The sequence below is a fragment of the Aliikangiella maris genome (genome assembly GCF_040719265.1).
In the GTDB taxonomy this organism is placed as follows: Bacteria; Pseudomonadota; Gammaproteobacteria; order Enterobacterales; family Kangiellaceae; genus Aliikangiella; species Aliikangiella maris.
On sequence record NZ_JBFDAH010000011.1, the window covers coordinates 36,046 to 62,237 of the forward strand.

Genomic DNA, 26,192 nt, shown 5'->3' on the forward strand with positions numbered 1-26,192 from the left:
CTTGGTATTTGCATCACGCTTAGTCAATCAGCATAACAAGCGTGTATTAATAATCAGATAAACTGAAATATCCATTTAAGGAGATATTATGAAAATTTTTATGTTTCCGGGGCAAGGCTCACAAACCGTCGGTATGGGAGGAGACCTGTTTGATCGTTATCCTGAATATACGGCACAGGCTGATGAAGTTTTGGGCTATTCAATTAAAACTTTGTGCCTTGCCGATCCGCAAAAGCAATTAAATTTTACGCAATTCACACAGCCTGCACTTTATGTGGTTAATGCGTTGAATTATTTTGATAAAGTGGCTCAGGGAATAAAAGCGGATTATTTAATTGGCCACAGTCTGGGTGAATTTAATGCGCTCATGGCTGCACAATCATTTTCATTTGAAGATGGATTGAAGCTGGTGAAAAAGCGGGGCGAATTAATGAGCCAAGCCAAAGAAGGCGGAATGGCTGCAATTATTAATGCCTCTAAAGAAAAGATCGAAACGATCTTAAAGGATAATCAGCTATCTAATATTGATTTGGCTAATTTTAATACGCCATCACAAATAGTGATTTCCGGTAAAAAAGAAGAAATCATTCAGGCACAAAACTGTTTTAGTGAAGACAAAATGCTATATATCCCGCTTAATACCAGTGGTGCATTTCATTCCCGTTTTATGGCTGAGGCAAAAGATGAATTTGCAGAGTACCTCAAACCTTTCAACATTCAACCTCCAATCACTAAAGTTATTTCCAATGTAACGGCTAAGACCTATGGTGATGATGTCGCTACTAGCTTGGCGGCCCAAATAGCCAGCGCGGTGCGTTGGTCAGAAACGATTGAATACTTAATTGGGTTAGGTGATGCCGAATTTATTGAAGTGGGGCATGGGGATGTGCTGACTAAAATGATTCTTAAAATTAAGCGAGAAACCACCGTTAAACCCGGCTCTGTGAGTGCCGAGCCTACCGAACTGGTTACCGATTCATCAACGACTGATGATGCCGTTGGTAGTATCTTTGCAAAACAGTTTAGTCAGGTGCATGAAAAAGTTGAGCAATGGAACAAGGTTTATCCGGTGGGAACTAAAGTAAAATCTACTTGGGTAGATGCCACCAATTTGCAAACCCGCACTGAAGCGGTGGTTTTATTTGGGCATCGGGCGGCCGTATATATGAAAGACTATAATGGCTATTTTGATTTAGATGAATTAATTCCACAACAATCCTTATGATCAATAAACCAACTGTTTTTATGTATTCTGGCCAGGGTTCACAATACTTTGGTATGGGAAAAGAGCTGTTTGAAACCAATCCTCGGTTTCGTTACTGGATGGAATATTGTGATGACATCGCATTTCCATTTTTACCTTCATCATTAATTGAACAACTGTATTTTTCAAATAAAACACGAGGCGAATTATTTGACGACATTGTTTTTACCAATCCGGCATTACTGTGCATTGAATATTGTTTAACACAACTTTTGCTAGAGCGAGATATTCACCCGGATTATTTGTTGGGATACAGTCTGGGTGAATTTACCGCTGCGGTTGTTTCAGGAGCAATGTCGCTAGATGAAGGCATTCAGTTTTCAATTGCGTATGCAAAATTATTACAAGCCAAAACGCCGCCAGCAGCAATGCTAGCTGTCATCGACTCAGTTTCTTTGCTCGACAATCAACCACAGATTTTCCAGGGGTGTACCTTGGCGGGTAAGAACTTTAATAAGAACTTTGTGGTAACTGGATTAGAAAAAGATATTCGTTTTACCCAACAGTTACTTTCTCAGCGGGATGTTATTCATCAGCGGTTACCAGTGAATTACGGATTTCATACCACAATAATTGATCCAATTGAGTTTGAATTCAAACAATTGATCAATGATATTAATTTGTGCTCACCCAAGATTAAAATAATTTCATCGTTGCTGGCACAGCCAGTAAATCATTTTGATGCTGACTATTTATGGCGAGTTACCCAGCAACCTGTCATTTTTGAAAAAACCATTCAAACACTCTTACAGCAAGGGGATTTTAATTTTATTGATGTTGGACCCAGTGGCACATTAGCAACTTTTGTAAAATATATTTTGCCTGGTGAGCATTCGAGTCATCACCTTGAAGTAATGAATCAATTTGGCAAAAATAATCAGTCATTGGAAAAAGTTTTTACCTTTTTCAATTGAACTATCAAATAGCTTAATTGCCGCCTCAATCATTCAAAAACGTATAAGTTATGAAGAGAACTACCAGGATGTATGATTTTATTATTGTTGGTGGCGGTACATCTGGCTGCGTGCTAGCTAATCGCTTATCAAAAAAGTTTAATGTATTGCTTATTGAAGCAGGCGCTGAAACTCGCAATAACTTAATTGATACACCAATGGGAACACTGCTGTTATATCACAGTAAAAAGTATAATTGGCGGTATTGGAGTCAGGAAAATGATAATCTCAACCGACGTGAAATTTATTGTCCACAGGGAAGAGGACTCGGCGGTAGCAGTGTGATCAATGCTATGCTGTATGTCCGTGGCAACGCCTGGGATTTTGACAACTGGCAAGCGTTGGGTAATGCCGGTTGGGGATATGACTCGATGTTAAAGCATTTTCGTCAGTGCGAGCGAAACTTGGATTTTAATGATCAGTTTCATAGTAAAGCTGGTGAAATGTCGGTGCAATATACCCCTGAGTTACATCCGCATGCTGAACGTTTTATTCTTGCCGGATTACAAGCCGGGTACACCTACAATGCCGACTTTAATGGTGCCACTCAGGAAGGTGTCGGTATGTATCAGATGACAATGCATAATACTCGGCGAGTTTCTGCAGCAGAAGCTTTTTTATATCCGGTTAGAGAGCGCCGAAGGCTCACGGTACTGACTGACTGCGCTGTTTCACAAATTGTGTTTGATGGAAATCGTGCGGTTGGTGTGCGTTATTTTGATGGCCAAACTTATCATCAAGTTAAGGCAGCCAAAGAGATCATTATTGCCGCAGGTACTTTTAACTCAGCCAAGTTGTTGATGTTATCGGGGGTCGGACCAACCGAAGAGCTAGCGCGTCATGATATTCCATTAATACATCATTTACCTGGTGTTGGTCAAAATTTGCAAGAGCATCCTGATGTTGTAATCACCACCGAAAGTCGTATTAACGACACCATTAATTTATCGTTGGCTACTTTGTTCAAAGTGATGAAAGGTTTTTGGCAATTCAGAAAAAAACGCTATGGTTTGTTATCAAAGCCGATTTCTGAGTCGGGTGGCTTTTTTAAAACCCGTGATGATTTACCAGCACCTGATATACAGATTCAATCATTGGCTTCAATGTTTAATGATCATGGTTTTGATGAGCAAATAGTTAAAAAGCATGGGTATTCAATTCACATATCTTTACTGCATCCTAAAAGTCGCGGACAAGTTCGATTAAATTCAGCCGATCATTTTGATAAGCCAAAAATTGAATTAAATTTATTGTCTCATGATGAGGATGTTGAGCGATTATTAGCGGGATTAAAAATTGGTCGGCATATTTTGCAACAAGATGCTTATCGCAGTCATTGCAAACAAGAAGTTTATCCGGGTGAACAGTTGCGTTCAGATGAGCAACTGGTTGAATTTATTAAAGCCAATGTTTGTCATGTCTATCATCCGGTAGGCGCATGTAAAATGGGGCAAGATGAAATGGCGGTGGTAGACGAACAATTGAAAGTTTGCGGTTTAAGCGGATTACGCGTCATAGATTGTTCAATTATGCCACAAATTATTAGCGGTAATACCAATGCTGCGGCTATGGCAATTGGCTCCAAAGGGGCCGAAATGATTTTGCAGCAATACCGGCATTAATGTTTGCATTGGTATCAATCACTCATCCATTTATTAATGGTGAAAAATCGACTTTTGATGGAAGGAAAAATTTATGTACGAAGCATCAAATACTCAGGTTTCTGAAGCTCATTCAAGTCAATCAATGCAACAAATTCTTGAGTTGCAACGTCAGTCTTTATATCAGGAAGCATTTCCATGTGCTGAAGTCAGAATTGATCGCTTGGCACGCTTACTCCAGATCTTACGCGAGAATAAATTCGATTTATGTGAAGCGATGTCTGATGATTTTGGACATCGTTCAATTCAACAATCCCGTATTACTGACATTGGTGCGTCGATCGAACCGATTAAACATGCCATTAAGCATGTTAAGGCATGGATGAAAAATGAATCACGAAAAACTATCTTTCCATTAGGATTAATGGGGGCACGAGCACGTGTTGAATATCAACCACTGGGTATCGTTGGATGTATATCGCCGTGGAACTTTCCCACACAACTCATTTTTGGACCTTTGGCTGGCATTTTGGCGGCGGGTAATCGAGTGATGATTAAGCCCTCTGAATTTACCCCTGTCACTTCAAATTTAATTGAGCAATTACTTGCTGAAAATTTTGCACAGGAAGAAATTGCGGTGATTCAGGGCGGTGCCGAAACGGGGGCAGCATTTAGTCGATTACCTTTTGATCACCTATTGTTTACCGGAGCTAAGTCAGTTGCAACTCACATTTTAACGGCGGCGGCAGAAAATCTTGTTCCGGTTACGCTCGAACTAGGTGGTAAATCTCCGTTGATTGTTGGTAGCGATGCTGAAGTTAATACTGCCGCTGCATGTGCCATGTTAGGCAAAATTATGAATGCCGGACAGCTCTGCCTGGCGCCAGATTATGCATTGGTTGCCGAAGATAAACTGAATGAGTTTGTGGTAAAAGCCCAGCAAAATCTGCAAATGATGTATCAGGATTTGTTAAATAACCCTGATTATAGTTCAATCATTAATCAACGACATTATCAGCGGTTAACTGATCTGGTTAATGATGCTCGAGAAAAAGGAGCTGAAATTATCGAATTTAATCCTGCTAATGAAGATTTTTCAAATCAGCCTCACTATCGGTTTTTGCCAACATTGATTTTAAATCCCACGAACGACATGCTGGTCATGCAGGAAGAAATTTTTGGTCCGATATTACCTGTTAAAAGTTATCAGAAATTTGAAGAGGTGATTGCATGTATCCATCAGCTACCTAGACCATTAGGGTTGTATTATTTTGGTCATAATAAAACCGAAATTGATCAAGTACTTAAGCGTACAGTATCGGGCGGTGTAACCATTAATGATGTATTGATGCATGCAGCACAAGATGACTTGCCATTTGGTGGTGTTGGTGCCAGTGGAATGGGGGCTTATCATGGATTTGATGGGTTTAAAAATTTTAGTCATGCAAAGGCGATATATTTTCAGTCCAAGTCAGTATATAATTTTGTCGCAAAACAGATGAGACCGCCATACAAGAAATCCTGATAATGAGAGTTTTTGCTGTATCTGATTTGCATGTTGATTATTTAGAAAATAAAAAATGGGTTGCCCGATTATCGAATTTTGATTATCAACAGGATGTACTTATCCTGGCTGGCGATTTAACCGATAATTTGCCATTGCTGGGTGAAACCCTGAGTTGGCTGGTTGATAAGTTTAACGCGGTATTTTATGTGCCGGGTAATCATGAACTTTGGGTAAGTCGTGACCAGTATCGTGATTCTATCACTAAGTTTAAGGCTGTTTGTCAGCTTGCAGTTGACAGCGGTGCTAAAATAACCGCACAGCGGATGAACGGATTAGTTGTTTATCCACTATTTTCATGGTATGACTTTTCGTTTGCTGAGCCGAATGAAAAAATATTACAAAGCTGGGTTGATTTTAGAGCTTGTCGCTGGCCTGATGGTTGGAATCTGGCCGATGTAAATCATTATTTTCTGGCTGAGAATAAATTACCTGATATTCGCCAACCTGATGATTTTGTCGTCAGCTACTCGCATTTTTTACCCCGGATCGATGTGATGCCATTTTATATTCCGCTATCACAACGTTATATCTATCCTGTTTTGGGAAGTGACAAACTCGATCGACAAATCCGACAAGTGAAACCAAATATTCATGTCTATGGTCATAGTCATGTTAACCAGCAAATATCACTCAATGGTATCGAATATATAAATAATGCTTTCGGCTATCCGAATGAAACGCGCATAGCCAGTAAAAATCTTTTATGTATTTATGAAAAATAAATAGAGAATTCCATGCAGTTAAGAATTATAGATAAAAAAAATATTTCAACTTCAAGTGAACAAATTAATGGCACACCAATTGAAATTATATTTGAAGGGGTTGATTATCAAAAAAAGTATATGATTGATAGTTACCAGTCTCCACTGAGCAGCAATTTTAGAGCGCTTGTGGACTGGTATTTTGCTGAGTATTTAACTGAACCGCAGTCACATGATGATCGACAGGTTTCTGAAAAACTCATCAAAATAGGACAATATCTAGGTGATGAATTACTCGGTGAAGATTATCAGCAAATCGCTATCAAAGATCATATTGAAGCGCAGGGCTATCCACACCTGATGGTGAGTATTGAATCTGATAGAGCCTGTTTTTTGGCTGAGCCCTGGGAATTGCTGGTGCTGCATGAGTCAAATTATATACTATCCTCGGTGGTTAACGGTTTTATTAAACAGCCATTAAACTCCTATGACAATGCAACGCTTACCGCACCTCAAAAACTGAGTATTGGTCAGGTGCAAGAATCAGCCAAAACCGATGTGTCGGTCAGTCAATTTAAGTTTTTTCGATTTATTAGCCAAACATTACAGACCGACTCACTATTTGATTATGCTGACGTGCTAAGTTGGAATTTTTCGCAGTTTGAAAAGGTTAATGAACAACTCTTGTATGATTTGGATTGGACTCAATGTCAGCAGGCGATCAAAAATAAATCTCATGATGGTGTTTTTCATTTTAGTGGTTATATCTATATTGACCAACAGGCAGAATACTATTTTTGTCTGGGGGCCGATCAAAAAATTAAAGCTGAGGACTTTTTTCAATTTTTAGTACAACAACAGATTAACTTGGTGTGCCTTGAAGCCTATGGCTATCTTTGCGAAATTGAGCCGCATCTCTGTGCTGGCGAACGACTGGCGCAATTGGCCAATCTGGCATTTGCCAATGGTATCAATAATCTTGTCGGACTTTCTCACATTGCTAATCCTTGGGTAAATGCACAATGTTTTCATGCGTTTTATGAAAAGCTACTGGGTGGCGGTAATTTGGCACAAATTGTGGTTGAGGCGCGCAAACAATTACAGGTAAATACTTCTCAACACTTGATTGGGCCGCAAGCACGCGCCTTTAGTGGTTGGCCGTTGTTAATTCACTATGCGGTGCAAACACTTAATATCGTCAATCATCAGGTGAATACCAATGACCCTTTTGCGGCACAGCCGATGCCGCAAGATGGTTTGTATGGATTTAAGTCGCGCTATTTACCGCCACTGTTGAATAACCAATTTGATAAAGAGATCCTGACGGTAGTTAGTCAACTTGAACAAACTGAGTTAGCTGAGCCATTGGTTATTAGTGGCGAATTTGGTAGCGGTAAAACTCACCTGGCACATTGTGCAGCATTAAAATTAAAAACTACACAAAATATCCAGTGGGGTTTTTATTTTAGTTATCAACAGGACTTTTTTAGTGTGCAAGATATTTTTGATATGGTTGCACCTGTGATTAAACAAGAAAATAATCGAGACGCTTTTTTTAATGGAATCAGCGAGCATTGCTGTTTATTTGTGTTTGATGATTTTATATCGTATCAGATTCAAGTGTCTCAATCTAACAACGCTGGTTTATTTAACCAGTCTCATTTAACTGATAAAAGTGAGTTGATTGATGCAACAGCCATGAGTGATTTGGTTGGCTTGATTACCCAGCTCATTGAGGCGGGACAAAAAGTTTTAATTTTAGGCCAGCCGCAATTACTACCCGCTGCATTCGCTCATTATTCTACTGTCACATTAAAGCCTGACTTAGTTGGTCAAGCATTAATCGCAGCTCATGCTATAACAAACAGAGTAATGCCTAAAGCACTCGGTCAGACTGATGTAACAAACAATGAAGAGCAATCACTTGCGCCAACTTTTGATCCTGAAAAATGGCAGCAATTTTTAGCTTTGCAACAGCATAACTATTGGCTTACAGAAAAGACAATACCTATGCTCAAAGCGCATTCACTGGATGATTTATCAAAATTGCTTAAACAAGAGGTTGTTGGTACGTCACAAAGCGTAGCAGAGGTTTTACCTGATGCTTTTTTTAAATGGCAATGGGACAGTCTACCTGCTGCGTGGCAAATCCTTCTTTGCCATTGTGCTGACACGCCTGGCTTGTTATTGGAAATGTTAATGATTGTTTTTGATGCCGCCGAACAACCAGCGTTTGCCAAACAATGGTTTGAGTTATTTTCATTATCGGTGCAACCATTTTCTCAATTGTTAGATCAGTGGGAAGATAATGGGCTGATTGTTCGTTACCCTCATGGCCGTTTATTGGATGCAGAGTTTCGTCAGTTTATCTTAAATCAGAAACAACATTCTCTATCTGATGAAAAATATTTTAATTCAGAAATCTGTGAGCTGCTTTTTAGTCAGATTATTTGTGAGGGTGTCAGGCTTTTAGCAAATAATGTTGTCAGTCAACCTGGTTCGCCGTTTACGAATAATTTGTTAATTAATCGCAGAGTTTGGGCGACACATATGGAGAAGTTATGGTTCGCCGGTGAACTAAGAGCATTTGTCGCCACCAAAAATGCATTTGAGCAATTGTTAGCGCAAGCAAAAATTGTTGATGAAGGTCACCAATGGGTACTTTCATTACTAAAGCGCAGTAAACTACCATCCTGTGAAATGGTTGATGAATCTACTGAAAGTATTGAGCGAATACTCGCTTGGTTAATGCTGGCAACCCAAACGTTATCGGTAGATAAAGGCGATAACCCAATCGTCGAAAAACTGGTGAGAGATTGGCAACCCTGGCTGATGAGTTTTGATTTAAAACAAGAAAAATTACTCGCTATTTTTCAGCAGGTTGCTACGTTTCTGGATAATTATTATCAGGTTAATCAGCAATGGAAAAATGGAGTTATTGTCATAGAAAAACTATTGCTGGGCTATCAACATTATCAGGCGAAACCAAGAATAATTGAATGCCAGAAAACACTGGCTCGGTATTTCAGCAAGCTCGAAAAAACAGAGCAATGTTTAGCAGTGGAACAGGAAATTATTGACACTTTGCAAGCGGATGAGGTGCCGAGTGAAATTGTGATTCCACAGTTGATTGATATTATGAATGCTCGATTATTGCGCAAAGATTTGAATCATGCTGCCAATTTATTTGAAATGATTAATGCTTATGATGATATCAGCAAGTTTGCCAGTATTATTTCTGAGTTAAAAGCTGAGCTCAACTTTCTACAAGGAAATTATCAAGAAGTTTTACCAATATATTGTGAGCAATGGGAGAAATTGTTGAGAAACCCTCAGCCTGAATTAATGACTGCGCTTGCTGGACGATTGAAGCAGATTCAACAAGCTTTGGGTAATGAGCTCTTTGAGTCGCTAATACCTGAAAATATTGCGCCAGATTTACTCAATATTTTAAATGGTGAAGAGTCATTGATGGCTGATCGCTAAAACCGCAATACGAAATTGATAATCAATTTTGTTAGATAGAATCGTTTAATATTGTTTGTAGAAAAAAGGCTAAAAGTTTTCTTTTAGCCTTTTTTTATGGATAAATTTTTAGCTGAAATTTTTAGTTGTTATTGTCCATCAGTGATGGGTTTATCCACTATTGCCTCTTGTGTTGTACTTTTGCCGATAACAGGTTTTATCAGCAAGGATTTAAAGTTATCGGCGTAAGCCCAAAACAAGACCAATGTCGCTGAAGTGATAACGCTAGCTGCTATATACCATTGAAGCTCAAAGATGTAGAACAGACAGAGAATAGCGCTAATCGGGGTTAACAAGGTTAATCCTAAAGCGGGTTTATAATTGGTTAATAAGCTTAATGCACCTAAAAATTGCAATAGTTTCATAAAGGCCCAAAAATAGGTGGTTTTTTGTAACTCAATTAAAAAGGTAAAACTTTCGTGTGGTTTACCATGAATATACATATCAAACACGAGAAACATAAAACCATCTACCGCACCAAATAAGTAGATAATGCCAAGCAGATAACGAGCAATTCTTTCATAGATTTTCATTTTGTCACCAGTTAAGAGGTTAGTAATGTTATTGTTTTCTTTTAATTGATTTTTTTACTGCTTTGTTATTAATTTTTATATTTAAATTGCTGGCTTGTTTGGAGTCGAACTGTAAACGTTTTGTTAGTCAGCAGAAGACAAATTATAAATAGCTGGATTTTAAATATAAAGTGGTTTCTTGGATTCACCTGGTCCTTGTTGTTAATTTTTATGTCAGTTGTGAAGATTATTCACTTTTTGTAATTAATGTTGGCAAATTTTTATTCTTTTTTTGTTCTATCTCTTTATCATTCATTTTCTTTCTTTGTTTCATTGGCGGCGATTTTTCCTAACTGAAATAGAATTTAACAGATACTTTCTTTAGTCAGTCATTTTTTTAGTAATATTTTTTTCAGTACTATTTTTTCAGTAATATTTTAAAAGAGATAATTTGAGATTGATGGTAATAATTAGTTTCTATTGCTTTAAAACAAGATTTTTTAATTGTTTTAAATATAAAAATATCAATTAACACTCGTCACTGACATTACTATAGGATAAGTATCTGTGTCAAACTGCGGTGATTAATTTTAACGGTATTGTCAAATAGTTTTTACTTGTCATTCGATGATAGGTATTTCGATGCAAACAACGCATCCGGCACAATTTTTTCTGTTTTGTAATGACAAATAGCCATCGTGAGCTTCGATAATTTGACGACATAATACCAGGCCAATGCCAGAGCCATTTTTTTTAGTGCTGTAAAACGGGATAAATAAATTGTCGGGGTTACTAATTCCGCTACCTTGATCGCAAATAAATAGCTTAAATATGGATTTTTCCGTATACCACTCAATTTCAATTTTGGGTGAATCAGCGCTATTGCTATTTGCTGAGCTATGGTTTGTTTGTTGCAGTAATGGTTGCATTGACTCAATAGCATTCTTGATCAAATTAATCATGACTTGTTCTAACTGAATAGAATCGAACTCTATAATACAATCTTCGAGCGTTTTAATTTCAATAGGGTAGTGTTTAAAAAGAGAAATGCTTTTATCGACCAACTGTTTTATCGAAGTTGGTGACTTATTGGGTGCAGGCAAGCTCGTTAATTGCTTATAGCTGTTGACAAAATTACTAAGGCTATTAGCTCTTTGTGAGATAATTTTTAAACCTTGAGTTAAGTCTTGTTTTAGCTCATTAGCTTGATTATGTTGAGATTGTCTTTCAACTTGAGAGAAAGTCGCGCCTTGAGAAAGTATCTTGCTCTGGGAAACTAACTTATTCAGCGTTTGACTAATTGATGCAATAGGGGAGAGCGAATTATTAATCTCATGACTGATAACTCGTACTAGCTTTTGCCAGGCTTTACGCTCTTCGCTGCGCAATAATGTGCGTACATCCGTAATAAATAACAGTTTGTGCTGTTCGCCCGATTCACGGAATTCTTCAATATGAACGTTAAACTTTCCCTGGTATTTGCCCAGCTTTAATTCAACCACTTCATGATGGCCACTATGTAGAGACTGAACAAATGACAATTGTTCAAGCAATTGTTGATTGATATTGCTTTGTTGTAATTGCAGTAGTCTCTCTGCTGCAGGATTATAGAAGCTGATTTGATTGTATTGATTAAGTGCAATGATTGCTACATCGATATGTTCGATTACAGTCCTGACTAAAAATTGATTTTCAATAGAGATTCGTCGTTGGTGACTCAGTCTTTCTGCCAGGGAATTAATTGACGTAATCAAATCACTTAACTCACCACTAGAATTATCTGCTCGCGCACGCAAACTGTAGTCGCCTTTAATTAGTGCATCGAGTAAGTTGTCGAGACTTCTGAATTGATAAACCAGCTTTTGATGGGCCTGGTAACTGGTATAGATAATGACTACACAACTGATAATGAGAGTTAGAATAATTAACCAGATAGAAATGTCAGTAAAGTATAGCGTTGAGAGTGTCAGCGAAAGTAGAACGATTGATGGGATCAATGTTAACTTAATTAACTGTAGTTCAAATGGCCGACGTTTTGACATACGCTATGTTTTACCGTTATTGCGAGTTTATGTGTTTATAAATTAGATGGTACGTTTAAGTCTCTGATTTGATTTTATCGAGTTTACGATAAAAAGCACTGCGACTTACACCAAGTGATTTTGCCGCTTCAATAGCATTACCTTTATAATAATCTAGCCGGTTAATAATAATGTCTTTCTCTATTTCATTTAGAGAGCGTAAATCAGCACTGGTGTCTTGTGGTTGTTGCGACACCGATGCCAGCTTAGCTGTTGGTGTTGCTGTAAATTCTCCTTCGATATCGAGTCGTAAGTCATTGCGCCCAATTTCATTTGTCTGGCAGAGTATTGAAGCGCGTTCCATAACGTGCCCGAGTTCTCTCACGTTACCCGGCCAAGCATAATTTTGCAGTGCTTGCCGTGCATCGAGAGCTATGGTTAATTGTGGTTTGTTATGTTTATTGGCAATTTGAGTAAGAAAATTATTTGCTAAAGGTAAAATATCTGCTGAGCGTTGACGGAGCGGTGGAATTTCGATAGTCATTGTGTTGACCCGATAAAGCAAGTCTTTACGAAATTGACCGGCATTTACCGCTTGTTGTAAATCAGCATTGGTAGCTGCAATCAATCGAATATCAACATGCTGAGTTTTGCTCGAACCGACCTTTTCAAATTGACGGTCTTCCAGTACTCGTAATAATTTAGCTTGCTGTGAAATTGGTGTGTTGGCGATTTCATCGAGAAACAGAGTGCCTTCATCGGCCAGCTCGAAGCGTCCTATGCGCGTTGTTTTCGCGTCGGTAAAAGCGCCTTTAACATGTCCAAACATCTCGCTTTCAAATAATGATTCAGTAACCGCCCCCATATTGACGGATACCATTGAGTGTTTACTCCGGGGAGAATTGTCGTGGATCAATCTGGCAAATAAACTTTTACCCGTGCCATTTTCACCCGTTAACAATACACTGACATCACTTTGTGCCAAATGCTTCAATGTTCCAATAATCTGTTGCATGGCAGAGGATTCTGCAATGACATTGTGTGAATAAAACTCAGCCTGTAACAGTTGGTTTTCTTGACTGAGCTTAGCGAATTGACGGTGGCTTTTAGCCAACTTCAATTGGTTAGCGATGATGGCTAATAACCGATCATTTTCCCAGGGTTTTTGAATAAAATCATTGGCACCATTTTTCATGGTACTGACAGCAACCTCGATAGTTCCCCATCCGGTCATTACGACAATAGGAATAGTCTCATCGAGTTGCCGAAGTGCTGCAATCAGTTGTATCCCTTCCTCGCCAGAGGTGGTATCGCGTGCATAATTGAGGTCGAGTATTATCAGATCAAAATTGTGTGCGCGAAATTTTTCAATTGCCTGCTCGGGAGAGTTTGCTGTGTTGACACTATAGCCTTCTGATTTAAGTAATAAAGACAATGCAGAAAGAATGTCGTTATCATCATCGGTTATCAGTATTTGAGGACTCATGCATTACCTTAACGCGATTACCGCTACAATCGTTATTAAAGCGCGAATGATCGCTTTATGTTGTTAAAAGAAGTTATTTTAAAGAGAATTTGCTCGACCAACAAAGCGATAATCAAAAATATCTTTATTAGAGATTTTTGCTGGTCGATAGATAATCAATGATAATTTGATTTTGCTTGCTATTACAAACTTTTTCACTAGTTAAAGCAGGCCACCAACCACTTTAAACCGCATTGTAAAGCTGGTGCACCCTATCAATTTTAGCCACTCAACTGATTTTACTAGAGTTGTTATCGATTATTCATAGTGCAGTGCTTCACTCGGTTCCATTTTGAGGGCTTTGCGTGTAGGAATAAATGTTGCTAATGACACCACCACAAACACTATAGTCCACATAGCCCCCGCAATAATCGCTACGGCAGTGGGTTCAAGATTAAACACTTTCGACATGGCAAAACCCATAGCACTTCCTGCAATTAAACCGGGAATTCCTCCCCAAAGCAGGTGTTTTATGCCACTAAAGAAAAACTCTCTCAATATTTTTTGATCCCAGGCACCAAGCGCTCGCTTAATACCAATTTCCTGGGTACGCTGGTTGATGGTATTTGCCATAACTCCATAAATACCGCTGGCAGCGAGAATAACGGCTGCAATTGCAAACATCGCAAACACTTTACTGATAAAGCGTAGTGGTGCGCTAAAACGCTGAATTTTTTCTTCATAGGTTTCGACCCTAAATGCGGGGAGTTCTGTATCAATTGACTGTAATGTGTGTCTTAAAGTTTGTGTGACGGTGTTGCGATCACTGTTCATGCGTATTGCGATTGTAAATTCTTTGGGGGGATCTTGGGAAAAAGGTCGAAAGATAGCCGGTAGTTCGACATCACCTGCTTGTATCGTATGTTCAACAACGCCAACGATAGTTAACCACTGCGGTGTTTGATTTTCGCTACTAACCAAACGCAAGCGTTTACCGATAATGGATTCGTTGGGTGAGTGTCGGGCAACGAAACTATCCGTTACAATCACGGTGTTTTTATTGGGCGTATTGTCACTGTTATTAAAGTAGCGGCCGAAAAGCAATTCAACATCGAGTTTGAGTAAAGCACCTGGCGTTAACACAATATAGTGCGCTTTTGGGTAATTGTTTGTTTTGGCCGCCTGGTACTCGGCGCCTTCGAGCGCAAAGGTCGGTGCCGGTGCCCACACACTCGGGAGCGCACTAGTCATGAGTGTTTCTTGTATACCTGGCTGATTTTCAAGACGCGACTGTAATGATTGAGCGAGTTGAATTCGCGATTGTGAAGTCGAATAATTTTTATCATTCAATTGTAATTGTGCCGTCAAAATATTTTTAACATTCGCTCCGTTATCTTCATGTGTTTTATTATACGCAGCCAGTACAATTACACCCGCGGCGATTAACACGGTAAATGAAATAAAAATTTCACTGATTACCAGCAGGCGATTGAGTTTTCCTGCTTTCTTTCCAAGTGCACCGCGCGTACCATCTCTTAAAACAGTATTAAAATCTTCTCCTGAATTTTTCCAGGCGGGGAGTAAGCCTGTGACTAAAATTGTACCGATAACAAAAGCTAAAAATAATTTAATAGTGTAAGCATCAATCCCGAAATGCCACCAAAAATTTGGGCGATCATAACTGAATGTATTGGTAATAGACTCAGTAATTTCTAGACCCCAGGCCATGACGCAAAGTCCAATGGCACCACCTAAGCCACAAATAATGATACTTTCACATAGTAATTGAGCAATCAACCGATTACGAGGTGCGCCTAAGGCTACACGAATGGCGGACTCTTTACTGCGCTCTACTGCACGTGACAACAGCAGATTGCCGACATTAATTGATGCCAGAATCAAAATTAAAAAAGCAACCACCTGCATTGAACGAACGACCGGTAATCCACTGCCGGCATCTATCATTTGAATGGTATCAATATAAGCACCTACCTGATGGTTAGTTTTTGGATAGCGCTGTTCAATACGCTGCATTAATAGTGAAATCTGTTGATTAATCGCTTGCAAGTTTGTTGAGCTTTGCAGATGAGCTATTCCATTAACGGTGGCAGCGTTAGCTCGCGAGCTTTGGGTAACGCTGGCTCTTAAAGGTAGCCAGATTAAAGCGCGACTCGGAAAATAATAGCCCTGTGGCATAACTCCAATGATCTCATGACTTTCACCATTGATTTTCATACGCTGATTGAGTATATCGTTAGCGCCGGCAAACTGCGTCTGCCAGATATCATAGCCGATAATTGCAACATTGGGTGAGCCATATAAGTTATCTTGCTGAGTAAAGGTTCTGCCAATGAGCGGAAGAGTATTTGTGAGTTCAAAAAGGCCTGGCTCTGTTGATAATCCGTTATAACGTTTTGCGCCATCGTCAGATGAAACGTTCACATTAATGTTTTGATAAGCCGTTAAGTTCTTAAGCGCCGACAAATTTTTTCTGACTTCTTCGAAATCATAAAAATTTAGTTCTCCATTACTTCTCTCATTATTATCTGAACGACTGATATGAACCAGCGACTCAGCATTTTTAAAAGGTAAAACCTTGAAAAGTATCGTATTAAAAAATACAAATAGGTAAACACTTAAACCAATACCCGCTGCCATAACCAGTGTTGTTAATGTTGTGAACCCCGGCTTTTTGGCAAGTAGTCTGAGCGCATAATAAAAATCATTGATAGATAACATTTTTAACCTCTTATTCGATTTATCATAGCCCAAAAAAATTAAACATCCTTGTTTAAAAAAAACTATTTCATTAAAGCAGCTTCACCGTTTATTTATTTGGGGCAATAGTAACCTGTTTATCGATATCGATATTCATAATATTTATTTAAACCTGTTAAATGCGACTAAAAGACAAAATAGTGAATATGATGTGTTAGTCAGATAAGGTTGGCTTGAATCCTATTTGCAGGAACAAGCCAACGAGTTGTTCATTATTATATTGGCACAATTATTCGTAGTGAAGTGCGTCACTTGGTTCCATTTTTAATGCGTTCTTAGTGGGTATGTAAGTTGCCAGTAAAACCGCACAGGCTATCAACATTAAAATAATGATAGCAATGATAATTAATGCCATGCTACCTGTACCCAAGGCTTTAGACATGACAAACCCCATTGCGCAACCTGCCAGTAACCCGGGAATGCTTCCCCAGAGCAACTGTTTGAATCCTTTCATTAAAAACTCTTGTACAATTTTCTCTTCCCAGGCACCAAGAGCACGTTTGACTCCTATTTCCTGAGTTCGTTGAGTAATTGTGTTAGACATGACACCATAAATACCACTAGCAGCAAGAATAGCTGCGGCAATACCAAAAATTAAGAAGATACTACTCATGAGTTGAGTCGCAGCACTGTTTCTCTCTATATAGCTGGCGTAAGTTTCAATTCTGAACGCCGGAAGCTCGGGGTCAATTGATTGCAAAACCTGACGTAATGTCTGGGTGGTTGCAACCACACTCGACTTCATTTGAATTGCCACTGTGACCTGACTGCGCGGCGATTGAGCGTAAGGTCTGAATATAGAAGGGCGTTTACCCGCATGTTCATTAGGAAGTCCTTGACTGGTGTGGGCAACAACACCCACAATTGTCAGCCAGTTTATTTGATTGGTTTCCTCATCAACTACGCGAATACGTTTGCCGATAGCATCTTGATTATTAAAGTGAGTTTTCACAAAACTATCGGTTACTATAATGGTACGCTTATCCAGAACATTATCACTTGAGTTAAAGTAACGACCTGATTTTAGTGCAACGCCAAGACTCTCTAATGAACCTGGTGTGATGACAATCGTATTGGCTTCAGGAAAACGGTTGTTTGCTTGATCGTATTCTTTACCTTCAATAGCAATGTTTTGAGACTCACTGCGCATTCCCGGCAAAGCAGAAGAAATCATAATGTTACCGATACTGTTTTCTCTTTCCAGGTTTGATTGCAGTGCTTGAATAAATTGAATCTGTTTTTCTGGTGTATCATACCGACTTTCGGTTAACAAAATTCTACCAGTTAAAGTATTGTCAATTTTAGCACCATATTCCGCATGAGTTTCCAGATAAGTTGCTACCATAATAACGCCGGCTGCAATTAATACGGTCATTGAAATAAAAATTTCGCTAATGACCAAGATGCGATTTAAACGGCCACTTTTTTTACTGAGTGCACCACGAGTGCCATCGCGTAGTACGGCATTAAAGTTACCGCCCGAATTTTTCCAGGCCGGTAATAATCCAGTTAATAAAATAGTTGAAATAACAAAAAGAAAAAATATCTTCATGGAGTAACCATCAATCCCTAGCTTCCACCAGAAATTGGGTTTATCAAACCAGAATGTTGCTAGTATTTTATCGGTGACTTCAAGTCCCCAAGCCGCAGCCAATAATCCTAAAATACCGCCAAATGTACAAATAATAATACTTTCCCAAAGCATCTGGCTGATAAGGCGAGAGCGGGGCGCGCCTAATGCAACACGAATGGCAGTTTCTTTGCCACGCTCAACGGCGCGTGACAACAACAGATTGCCTACGTTAATTGAGGCTAAAAATAAAATTAAAATAGCGATAATGTGCATTGAGTAAACGATCACAATTCCGTCACCAACAACGGTCATTGGTAGTGATGCGCTATATGCACCTAAATCAGTATTGGTTTTAGGGTAACGCTGTTCAAGGCGCTGCATGATTACTTTAAGTTGCTGGTTAACTTCTGCCAATGATTTTTCACTATTTAAATGGGCTAAACCATAAATGCTGGTGGCATTTTCACGAGCGGTTTGGCGGGTATCTTCGCGTAAAGGTAGCCACATATCGGCATTATTAGGGAAAAAATAATTCTGTGGCATTACCCCAATAATTCGATAGTTCTCTCCATTAATCGATAGCAGTTGGTCAATGACATTTGGATTGCCTCCATATTGATTCTGCCACATGTCGTAGCCAATTACGACCACTCGCTCTGCACCTTGCTGATTCTCTGATTGGGTAAATTCTCTCCCAAGAACCGGTTGGGTTCGAGTCAGTTTAAACAAATTTGGTTCGGCCGCGACCGCGTTATAGCGTCTGGCTCCGTCTCGTGCAGCGACATTTACATTTTTATTGGTGTAGGCGCTAAATTCAGTCAATCCTTTTACCTGAGTTCTAATCTCTTGATAGTCATGCAGGTTTATTGACAAACGTGCTTTTCTTTCCTTTTTGGAGCCACTGATTTGAACCAGCGTGTCGCCATCTTTAAAAGGTAATGCTTTAAATACCAATGGATTCATCATCGAGAATAAATACAAGGTAATTCCCATACCCGCTGCCATGACCAAAATGGTTAATATGCTAAACCCTGGGCGCTTAAACAACAAACGCAAGGCGTACTTTAAATCGCCCAAAAATATCATGCGATCGACTCCTGTTTGGGTTGTTGAGTTGCGCCTGTGAATACAGAAGTAACACTTTCTGCTTCGGCAGAAACGGATTTGTCGGCAACTACTCTGCCATCGAGTATTTCAATATTTCTTTCAGCACTTAAAGCTGAACGAGGATCATGGGTTACCATGCAAATGGTTGCACCCTCTGCATGTAATTTGTCGAGTAACTTCATTACTGCTTCGGCATTTTTTGAATCGAGGTTACCAGTTGGCTCATCCGCGAGTAAGATAGAAGGGTTTCCCGCAATGGCTCTGGCTACCGCTACTCGTTGTTGTTGACCACCTGAAAGCTGACTGGGAAAATGTTTTGCGCGATGAGCCATGTCGACTTTTTCAAGCGCATCTTGAACCATTTTTTTGCGTTCACTCTTCGTTAAGTTGTTGCGGTAAGTTAGTGGTAGTTCTACATTTTCCTCAACGTCGAGATCACTGATTAGGTTAAAAGATTGAAAAATAAATCCAATTTCCTGATTGCGAATGCGTGCGCGTTCACGCTTGGAAATATCTGATACATCGTGACCCGCAAGCATATATTTACCTTCTGATGAGGTATCAAGCAAACCAAGCAAAGAAAGAAGCGTCGATTTACCACAACCTGATGGTCCAGAAATTGAAACATATTCACCTTTTTTTATGGTGAATGAAATATCACTTAGTGCATGAGTTTCAACTTCTTCGGTATAAAAAATTTTTTTTAAATTTTCCAGTTTTATTAATGTTTCACTCATAGTGCTCTCTCCGCTCAGTGTTTATTTTATCTGCTAAATGATTTGGCATATTTAGTTAATTCGAAATTTGTTATAGGTTTCAAAACGAGTTGGATCTGAGGTGACAATTTTATCCCCAACTTCCAGTCCGGCAATGATTTGAATCTGGTTTACTGAACCATAGCCGACTTCAACCTCTATTCTCTCTGCGAAATTGCCACCTTCAGTTAATTTGTAGAAAGCCGCTTTGCTTTGGCTTTGGGCAAATAAAGGCCGCTCTACAAATAATGTATTGTCAATCTCAGTTATTTTAATTTCTCCATCAATGCTAAGGTCGGGACGTGCATCACTGGGTAATTGTTGAGTGAAGACTACATCAACCTGAACGTTGCCATTAATAACCGCCGGATCGACTCGCGAAACTTTTCCTTCTATTTTACTGTTGCGAGTATCTACAACCACTCGTTGCCCAATGGCAACGTCTCTGATTTGAAGTTCTGGAATTTGTAACTCAGCAATTAATGAATCCTGTCGGGCGAGCTTTGCCAAATTCGACCCCATCAAAATTCTTTGTCCTGCTTCTAGTGGTACTTCTAATACGGTACTATCCATTGTTGCTTTAACTTGTAAATTCTCGACTTGTTGAGCAATGCGCTCCGCGCGTTTTTCAATTTGGCTTAAGCGTGCTTTTCTTGCTTTATTTTGTGCAGCAAGATTTTCTTGCATCTTAGCTAGTTCTTTTTCACTGGAGTGCCAACGTTGTTCGGATTGATCCATTTCTACTCGTGCTTTTTGAAAGTCGAGTTTAGATACGGCACCAGTTTTAATTAACTCTTTACGCGCTTTATATTCATGCACACTTTTTTCGTAATCCAGCTTAGTATTTAAGACGGTTGATTGTTGTGTGAGTAATTCAGTTTCTTGGGCAACCTGAGCTGCTTTAAATTCTTCCCGCATTGCTTCAAGGTCCCACTTGGCTTCGGCGTATTGCTGTTCTAACTGTGGATTTGCCAACTCAACGATTAAATCGCCTTTTCTCACCAGATTGCCCGCTTTTAAGGCAATGCGTACTACTGTTGCATCAACATCTGCCGAAAGCCATTGAACATTATCTGGCACCAAAACGCCGCTGCCACGAACCGAAACGGTGTAGTTACCTCGCTGCACTTCACCGAACACTAGTGTCTCTCTCTCAACGCTAAAGTCCGCCTGATTCAAGTACCATAAATAACGTATCGCAAAAAGAACAGGAATAGCGATGAGTAATAAAATCACATACTGCTTTTGTTTAAACACTTTTTTATCTTTCTTTATAACAATATCCATTCTCTTTCCCAAAAAAAACATGAAGAGGCTAGCCAATAACCAGATGCTGTTAATAAGCAGAATGTATGCCAGATATGTAACTTATTGAAAAATATAGTTAGAATTCTTCTAAAGAGTTAAATTTCCCAATACCGGGATGAGGTTGATTAAGATGACGTTCCCGAATTTGGGATTTTCCTGAATATGGGATGTTCCTGAATATGGGATGTTCCTGAATATGGGATTTTCCTGAATATAGGATGTTCCCATACTCTTTTGCTAAGCAAAAATGAAATCGCATCGCTACATTCTGCCGAGTTTATAGAGTCAGCAAAAAATCTTGCCTGAATTGAATTGTTGGATAACTGCTAACTTTAAACCAATGTTTGATACTCACACATTGAGTTTGTTTAATCGATGACAAATAATCAAGATCAAAAGGGTTTGAATGAAAACAATTCGACTTAAATTCATTAGAATAAAAACGATTAGAATAAAAACGATTAGAATAAAAACGATTAGAATAAAAACGATTAGAGTAAAAACGATTAGAGTAAAAACGATTAGGATGAAAACGATTAGAATAAAAACGATTAGGATAAAATTATTAAAAAAGATTCGATCTAGATTGATTCGAGTGACAATTAAATAATCCGCAAAAGAGTCCGGTCTAAGTGCTTATAAAAATATTCGATACAACATGGTGGGGGAACGATATTTGTCTTAATGATTTTTGAACAATGATTTTCGATCAATGATTTTCGATCAATGTTTTTCGATCAATGTTTTTCGATTAGAGGTGTGTAAATTTTTGCTCATTGCTATTTTATGTTTTATTCAACCGAAAAGAATTTGAATTATAAGAATAGAGAAAATTAGCACTAATATAACTCCGTTTGAGGCTGGTTAGATAAATGGAATAATCTAAATGACTTACTTTTATACTGGTGGTTTGGCAACCATTTTGATCGAAAAACCGTTCTTTGATTGCCTTCTCTTGATTTTTCCTTTCGTTACGAAGGGAGTTTTAGGTGTTTTTTGAAGTGATTTTTTTTTGTTAAAAACAAACTGGCTTGTATCAGTAAATTCTAAACAATATTTTTTCAATTTGTATTTTAACTTGAACATGGGGTGTAAGGTTGCTAATGGATTTCTTTTTATGTTTCAATTCGGTGATGAAGTTAAAAAATATCATAGTCTTTGATTTTTCTGCTTGGCTTTTTGTGATAGTTTTTGTCTGATAATGTAGTTTTGAAAATTCAATGTCGAAACGCATCAAAAAAAATTGAACATTGACGCCAAGAATTCAAATTAATTAACTTGTAATTGAACTTGTTCGTTAATAATACGTCGAATGAATCCAACAAAGGAATTAACAATCATGAAGCTCGTTGAGAAGTTTTTAAAAAAAGCCGTTGAGCATTACTATACACAAGTTGTTGCTTGTCCAGAAAGTCGAGTCTGGTACCATAATCTTTATCAACAACTGGAGTCGGGTGGTGAAGTACCAGATTTGGATACCTGTCGAGGTAAACTAAATGATGAATGGATAGAGCCATTATTTGATAAACATCAAGATGATGAAAATCGTCATGCAGATATGTGGTTAACCTTACTTAAAAAACGAAATGCCTATCGACCCGAAGATATTCCACAATGGGCTAACACGGTTGCTGCCTTTTGTAATCGTGGCTGGCTTGCAACGGTTGACAAGTTGTCAAAAGATAAGCCAATTCATCAATCAGAGTTGATTACCATGTTTGCTGGAATACATGCATTAGAAAACCTGGCGATTGGACGTTTTCAATTGATGTCCGATTTACACCGAGAAATCGATCCGGAAATTTCAGAGTTACTCGATGTTGTCATTCGTGATGAAAAATTCCATCAGGCCTATACGCGTGAAGCTGTGTTGCGTTTAGGCAAGCGTCATAACTGCCTTGCGTTTGCTGAGCAATGTTTGGAAGAAGGTGTCGTGGCCTATCAAAAGTACGCATTATCATTAATGCCCAACTATGTTGATTACCTTGGTAAGAAGGGTAAAGGCGCGAACTTTTCAACTTGGTTCTTGATCCTAAACCAATTGCTAAAAGTTTATAAATTCTTCAAGCCACAATTAACCGAACCGCCAAAACCGCCAAAGCATATTGCTAAGAGTATCGAAAAAGTTGAACAGGAATATGCAGGTAATTTGCGCTTGCAAAGTGCATAATAGAAAAGAGTGAATAATAAAAAGGGTGAATAATATAAAGGGTGAATAAAGTATTCAACCACGATTAATTGATTCTAGCCGGGCGGGTAAACTCAACTTGTCTGGCTAGATGGTTTGATATGCATTACGAGCTTAAGGTGACCAATTGTTTCAGTATTTAAAAAAAAGCTGGCATCGATTTTACGAATGGGGAGTGACTCCGTCAGAATTACAACGCGAGTATCCATGTGATCTTGTTCAATCTCCACCGCAAACTGTTTATTTTAGAGGAATCGATATATCGACCAGTGTAGATAAGGTATTTCCCTGGTTATGCCAAATGCGTATTGCACCTTATAGTTATGATTGGCTGGATAATTTCGGTAAACAAAGTCCTCAATACTTAACTGAGTCACTTACTCAGCTTGAAGTAGGTCAAGTCTTTATGACCGGATTTAAACTGGTTAGTTTTCAACATAATCAACATGTCACTATTCGCAGTCGATTTGAATTAGACTGGTGGATGAAAGTCTTTGGTGATATTGTTGTCAGTTATTGTCTATTTCCCGTTGATGATAATCGTTGTCGTCTGATTGTTAAATTACGCCTGGCTTATCCAAAGGGATTTTTTTGGGGGCCTATGATGAAAGCGCTGTTACCTCCAGGGGATACTTTTATGATGCATAAACAGATATCTAATTTCAAAAAACTCGCTGAAAATTCCGATGGGTGAGTGTCTGGTGAACAGGCTTTTGGATAAATGAATTTCATTTAGAAAATTAGGTAGTTGGTGTTTTTTGATATGTCGTGTCTTTAAATAAGTAATAAGAGTTTCTCATGCGGATAGATGTTGTGCTATTAGTGGTGTTCTGCGTTATTTAATATCCCTTACTTGAACTTAATTTCCTGGAAATCAAATTGCTCGCGCTAAGATTTTATTTTTGAGCGCTGGCAATTGTTCTATTTGGTTTGTCTAATTTATGTTTTTCTTTTTTTGACTTTGTTAATTTTAGTTCGTAATAGTCTTGTTTTCTCGTTTTCTAATTATCTTGTGTTTTTAAATGTTTCAAAACCTATCGCCATTAACAAGACTGGTTGGTATTGGTTTTTAATGAAAACCTTCGCTGATTTTCTTTTTTTGTTTTCTTGTTTTCTTCTATTTTTATAGTGTTTTTGTTGAGGGGTGGTGTTTTTTTCTTTTTGCTTTTCTAGTAAAAAAATAACGAGACTAGTTGGTATTGGTTTTTAATAAAAATTGAATGTTGTTTTTTTTGATTTTTAATGTGATTGAAAGGTATATTTTTTAAGGCTAAATATAAGTGAAATAAATTTATGGGAGAATCAATTTTCAGTTTGGTTTTATGAATAAATTGTTTGATTGAAAACTAAAAAGCTAAAACAGGTTTTGTTTAAAAATCAATTTTGAAGTTTGAGTTAGGTTCTGTTTAGTTAAAGATTGAACTGATTAACATTTTGAAAATAACCTCTCTTGGTTTTTTTGATGGAAAGATAAAAAAGTATTGCTTGAGTTAATTTGGATCTGTAGTATCCGCTTAACATTTAAAAATTATTCCTTTAAAGAAATAATTTTGAATTTCAAGATTTTTAAAGTTTTGAATTGGTATTAAGGGTTGTTTGTGGAAGAGTTTAAAGTTAGTGTTGAACTGGGAATGAGTCAAGTTCGGTTAGGAGTGCTTGATGAGTTCGCAATGATGATTTTGTTCGGAAACTATCATAGCCAGTTTTTAACAAAGGATGTAAAAAATAATCCGAGCCAAATTAAAGATGGTAAAGGTAATATTTTATATCCTGCCTATTTTATGACGCATTTGCAGGTGCCAATCCAAAAAACTTTAAACCGTTATCAGTTATGGGATCGAATGGAACTGCAGGTTGATTGTAAGCGCTACGGCGATACGATTCTTGAGTCAAAATACCAAGCACAGTCTGCACTTGATACTGAAAAGTTTCCAATAACAATGAATGCCAATAGCTTGTTTATACTCGATCCAGCTATTTATCGTAGTCATAAAAAACAGGTCTCTGTACCTGATGCCAAAACCATTTCCGAAATGGAAAAGCTGGCTATGCCTCCTGAGTCAATCAGAGACGCCGCGCAAATTAGGACAAAAGAATTTGCCGATGCGAGCGCAATGAACATCGTTGCGCCGGTGTTTAAATATCGTCTTGAGTCTGGGCGAGACACCGATCCCGGGCATCCTCTGGTGTTTGCAAAGATGCCGGATATTATGGCAATGGGGGAGCGTGAGTTATTACGTTATTTTACTCAGCATCGAATTTCGGAAGAGGTGTTAGACTGCGTTTGTTTGCTGGAACGAAAAACTTTTTATTATGCCAATGCATTTGCAGGCAGTGAGTTGTCACTTTTCTCTAAATGTTTTGTTGAGCCGCTACAAAAATCTCTTTGGCCGGAAAATCCTCGCTTTAATTATCTTTGCCGAATCGTTTTTCAAACAGAAATGTATGATGCCGGGGAATTACTGGCAATATCACGTGCTGAAAAGGTAATTGTCTGTGAAATGAAAGATCAAATGCTAATGCAAGATATTAAACGGTTGTTCATTCGATAACAATAAATCCGTGAATAATTGTTTATAGACGCCCCATTAAATTACTAGATGATAAAACTGGAAAAATTATGAGTAATGCTTTTGAAGTTGTTAAAAATGCTATCGTTGCTATTCAAGAGCAACTTGGATATCAAAAAATTGAGGTGCAACCCTCGACTAATTTACTCAACGATTTAGGTTTCGCTTCCTTGGATATCGCACAGTTAGTTGCTATGTTGGAAAAAGAGCTTGGTGTTGATCCGTTTGCCAATGGGGCAACTTTGGATCAAGTAAATACCGTTGAAGAGATGGTAAAACTTTACGCCTAGTCTGCAATGTTGCG

Annotated in this window: 17 protein-coding genes; 10 read left to right on the plus strand and 7 right to left on the minus strand. The window is 38.4% G+C overall.

All coding sequences use genetic code 11. The annotated features are described in order from the left end of the window. Positions 1-88: 88 nt before the first annotated feature. The 6 genes from fabD (at position 89) to ABVT42_RS11790 (ending at position 9,572) form a co-directional block, all read left to right on the plus strand. The gene (gene fabD, locus ABVT42_RS11765) at positions 89-1,225 is read left to right on the plus strand and encodes an ACP S-malonyltransferase (RefSeq protein ID WP_353896000.1); all 1,137 of its coding nucleotides are present in this window, start codon (positions 89-91) and stop codon (positions 1,223-1,225) included. Next, positions 1,222-2,178, plus strand: a complete 957-nt coding sequence (locus ABVT42_RS11770) for an acyltransferase domain-containing protein (protein WP_353895999.1) — start codon at positions 1,222-1,224, stop codon at positions 2,176-2,178. The genes fabD and ABVT42_RS11770 overlap by 4 nt, the downstream gene beginning before the upstream one ends. 68 nt (positions 2,179-2,246) lie before the next feature. Next, positions 2,247-3,839 carry a GMC family oxidoreductase gene (locus ABVT42_RS11775; protein ID WP_353895998.1) on the plus strand — a complete coding sequence of 531 codons (1,593 nt, stop codon included), beginning with the start codon at positions 2,247-2,249 and terminating at the stop codon, positions 3,837-3,839. A 73-nt stretch (positions 3,840-3,912) separates the two neighbouring features. Beyond that, positions 3,913-5,343, plus strand: a complete 1,431-nt coding sequence (locus tag ABVT42_RS11780) for a coniferyl aldehyde dehydrogenase (protein WP_353895997.1) — start codon at positions 3,913-3,915, stop codon at positions 5,341-5,343. Positions 5,344-5,345: 2 nt separating this feature from the next. Beyond that, positions 5,346-6,107: a metallophosphoesterase family protein gene (locus tag ABVT42_RS11785; RefSeq protein ID WP_353895996.1), complete on the plus strand. Its 762-nt coding sequence runs from the start codon at positions 5,346-5,348 to the stop codon at positions 6,105-6,107. A gap of 12 nt (positions 6,108-6,119) precedes the next feature. Then, positions 6,120-9,572: a hypothetical protein gene (locus tag ABVT42_RS11790; protein ID WP_353895995.1), complete on the plus strand. Its 3,453-nt coding sequence runs from the start codon at positions 6,120-6,122 to the stop codon at positions 9,570-9,572. A gap of 128 nt (positions 9,573-9,700) precedes the next feature. Here the strand turns inward: ABVT42_RS11790 and ABVT42_RS11795 are convergent, their stop codons facing one another. The 7 genes from ABVT42_RS11795 to ABVT42_RS11825 form a co-directional block, all read right to left on the minus strand. Continuing rightward, positions 9,701-10,144 (minus strand): hypothetical protein, encoded by a 444-nt coding sequence (locus ABVT42_RS11795; RefSeq protein ID WP_353895994.1) that lies wholly within the window; start codon positions 10,142-10,144, stop codon positions 9,701-9,703. Positions 10,145-10,743: 599 nt separating this feature from the next. Next, positions 10,744-12,165 carry a sensor histidine kinase gene (locus tag ABVT42_RS11800; RefSeq protein WP_353895993.1) on the minus strand — a complete coding sequence of 474 codons (1,422 nt, stop codon included), beginning with the start codon at positions 12,163-12,165 and terminating at the stop codon, positions 10,744-10,746. 55 nt (positions 12,166-12,220) lie between these two features. Further along, entirely contained in the window at positions 12,221-13,630 is a 1,410-nt protein-coding gene (locus tag ABVT42_RS11805; protein ID WP_353895992.1) for a sigma-54-dependent transcriptional regulator, read from the minus strand. A gap of 297 nt (positions 13,631-13,927) precedes the next feature. Beyond that, complete coding sequence (locus ABVT42_RS11810; protein ID WP_353895991.1) at positions 13,928-16,348, minus strand: ABC transporter permease; 2,421 nt, start codon at positions 16,346-16,348, stop codon at positions 13,928-13,930. A 268-nt stretch (positions 16,349-16,616) separates the two neighbouring features. After that, positions 16,617-19,046: an ADOP family duplicated permease gene (locus ABVT42_RS11815; protein WP_353895990.1), complete on the minus strand. Its 2,430-nt coding sequence runs from the start codon at positions 19,044-19,046 to the stop codon at positions 16,617-16,619. After that, positions 19,043-19,804, minus strand: a complete 762-nt coding sequence (locus tag ABVT42_RS11820; protein ID WP_353895989.1) for an ABC transporter ATP-binding protein — start codon at positions 19,802-19,804, stop codon at positions 19,043-19,045. Before ABVT42_RS11820 ends, ABVT42_RS11815 begins: the two co-directional genes overlap by 4 nt. Positions 19,805-19,855: 51 nt before the next feature. Then, positions 19,856-21,109, minus strand: coding sequence for an HlyD family secretion protein (locus tag ABVT42_RS11825; protein WP_353895988.1), 1,254 nt, complete (start codon positions 21,107-21,109; stop codon positions 19,856-19,858). 1,360 nt (positions 21,110-22,469) lie between these two features. Between ABVT42_RS11825 and ABVT42_RS11830 the strand changes: the two genes are divergently transcribed. The 4 genes from ABVT42_RS11830 (at position 22,470) to ABVT42_RS11845 (ending at position 26,178) form a co-directional block, all read left to right on the plus strand. Beyond that, a complete protein-coding gene (locus ABVT42_RS11830; RefSeq protein WP_353895987.1) occupies positions 22,470-23,300 on the plus strand; it encodes a ferritin-like domain-containing protein in 831 nt (276 codons plus the stop codon). Between the two features lie 145 nt (positions 23,301-23,445). Beyond that, positions 23,446-24,012 carry a hypothetical protein gene (locus ABVT42_RS11835; RefSeq protein ID WP_353895986.1) on the plus strand — a complete coding sequence of 189 codons (567 nt, stop codon included), beginning with the start codon at positions 23,446-23,448 and terminating at the stop codon, positions 24,010-24,012. A 904-nt stretch (positions 24,013-24,916) separates the two neighbouring features. Then, positions 24,917-25,870 carry a hypothetical protein gene (locus ABVT42_RS11840; RefSeq protein WP_353895985.1) on the plus strand — a complete coding sequence of 318 codons (954 nt, stop codon included), beginning with the start codon at positions 24,917-24,919 and terminating at the stop codon, positions 25,868-25,870. A gap of 68 nt (positions 25,871-25,938) precedes the next feature. After that, positions 25,939-26,178, plus strand: coding sequence for an acyl carrier protein (locus tag ABVT42_RS11845; protein WP_353895984.1), 240 nt, complete (start codon positions 25,939-25,941; stop codon positions 26,176-26,178). Positions 26,179-26,192: the final 14 nt, after the last annotated feature.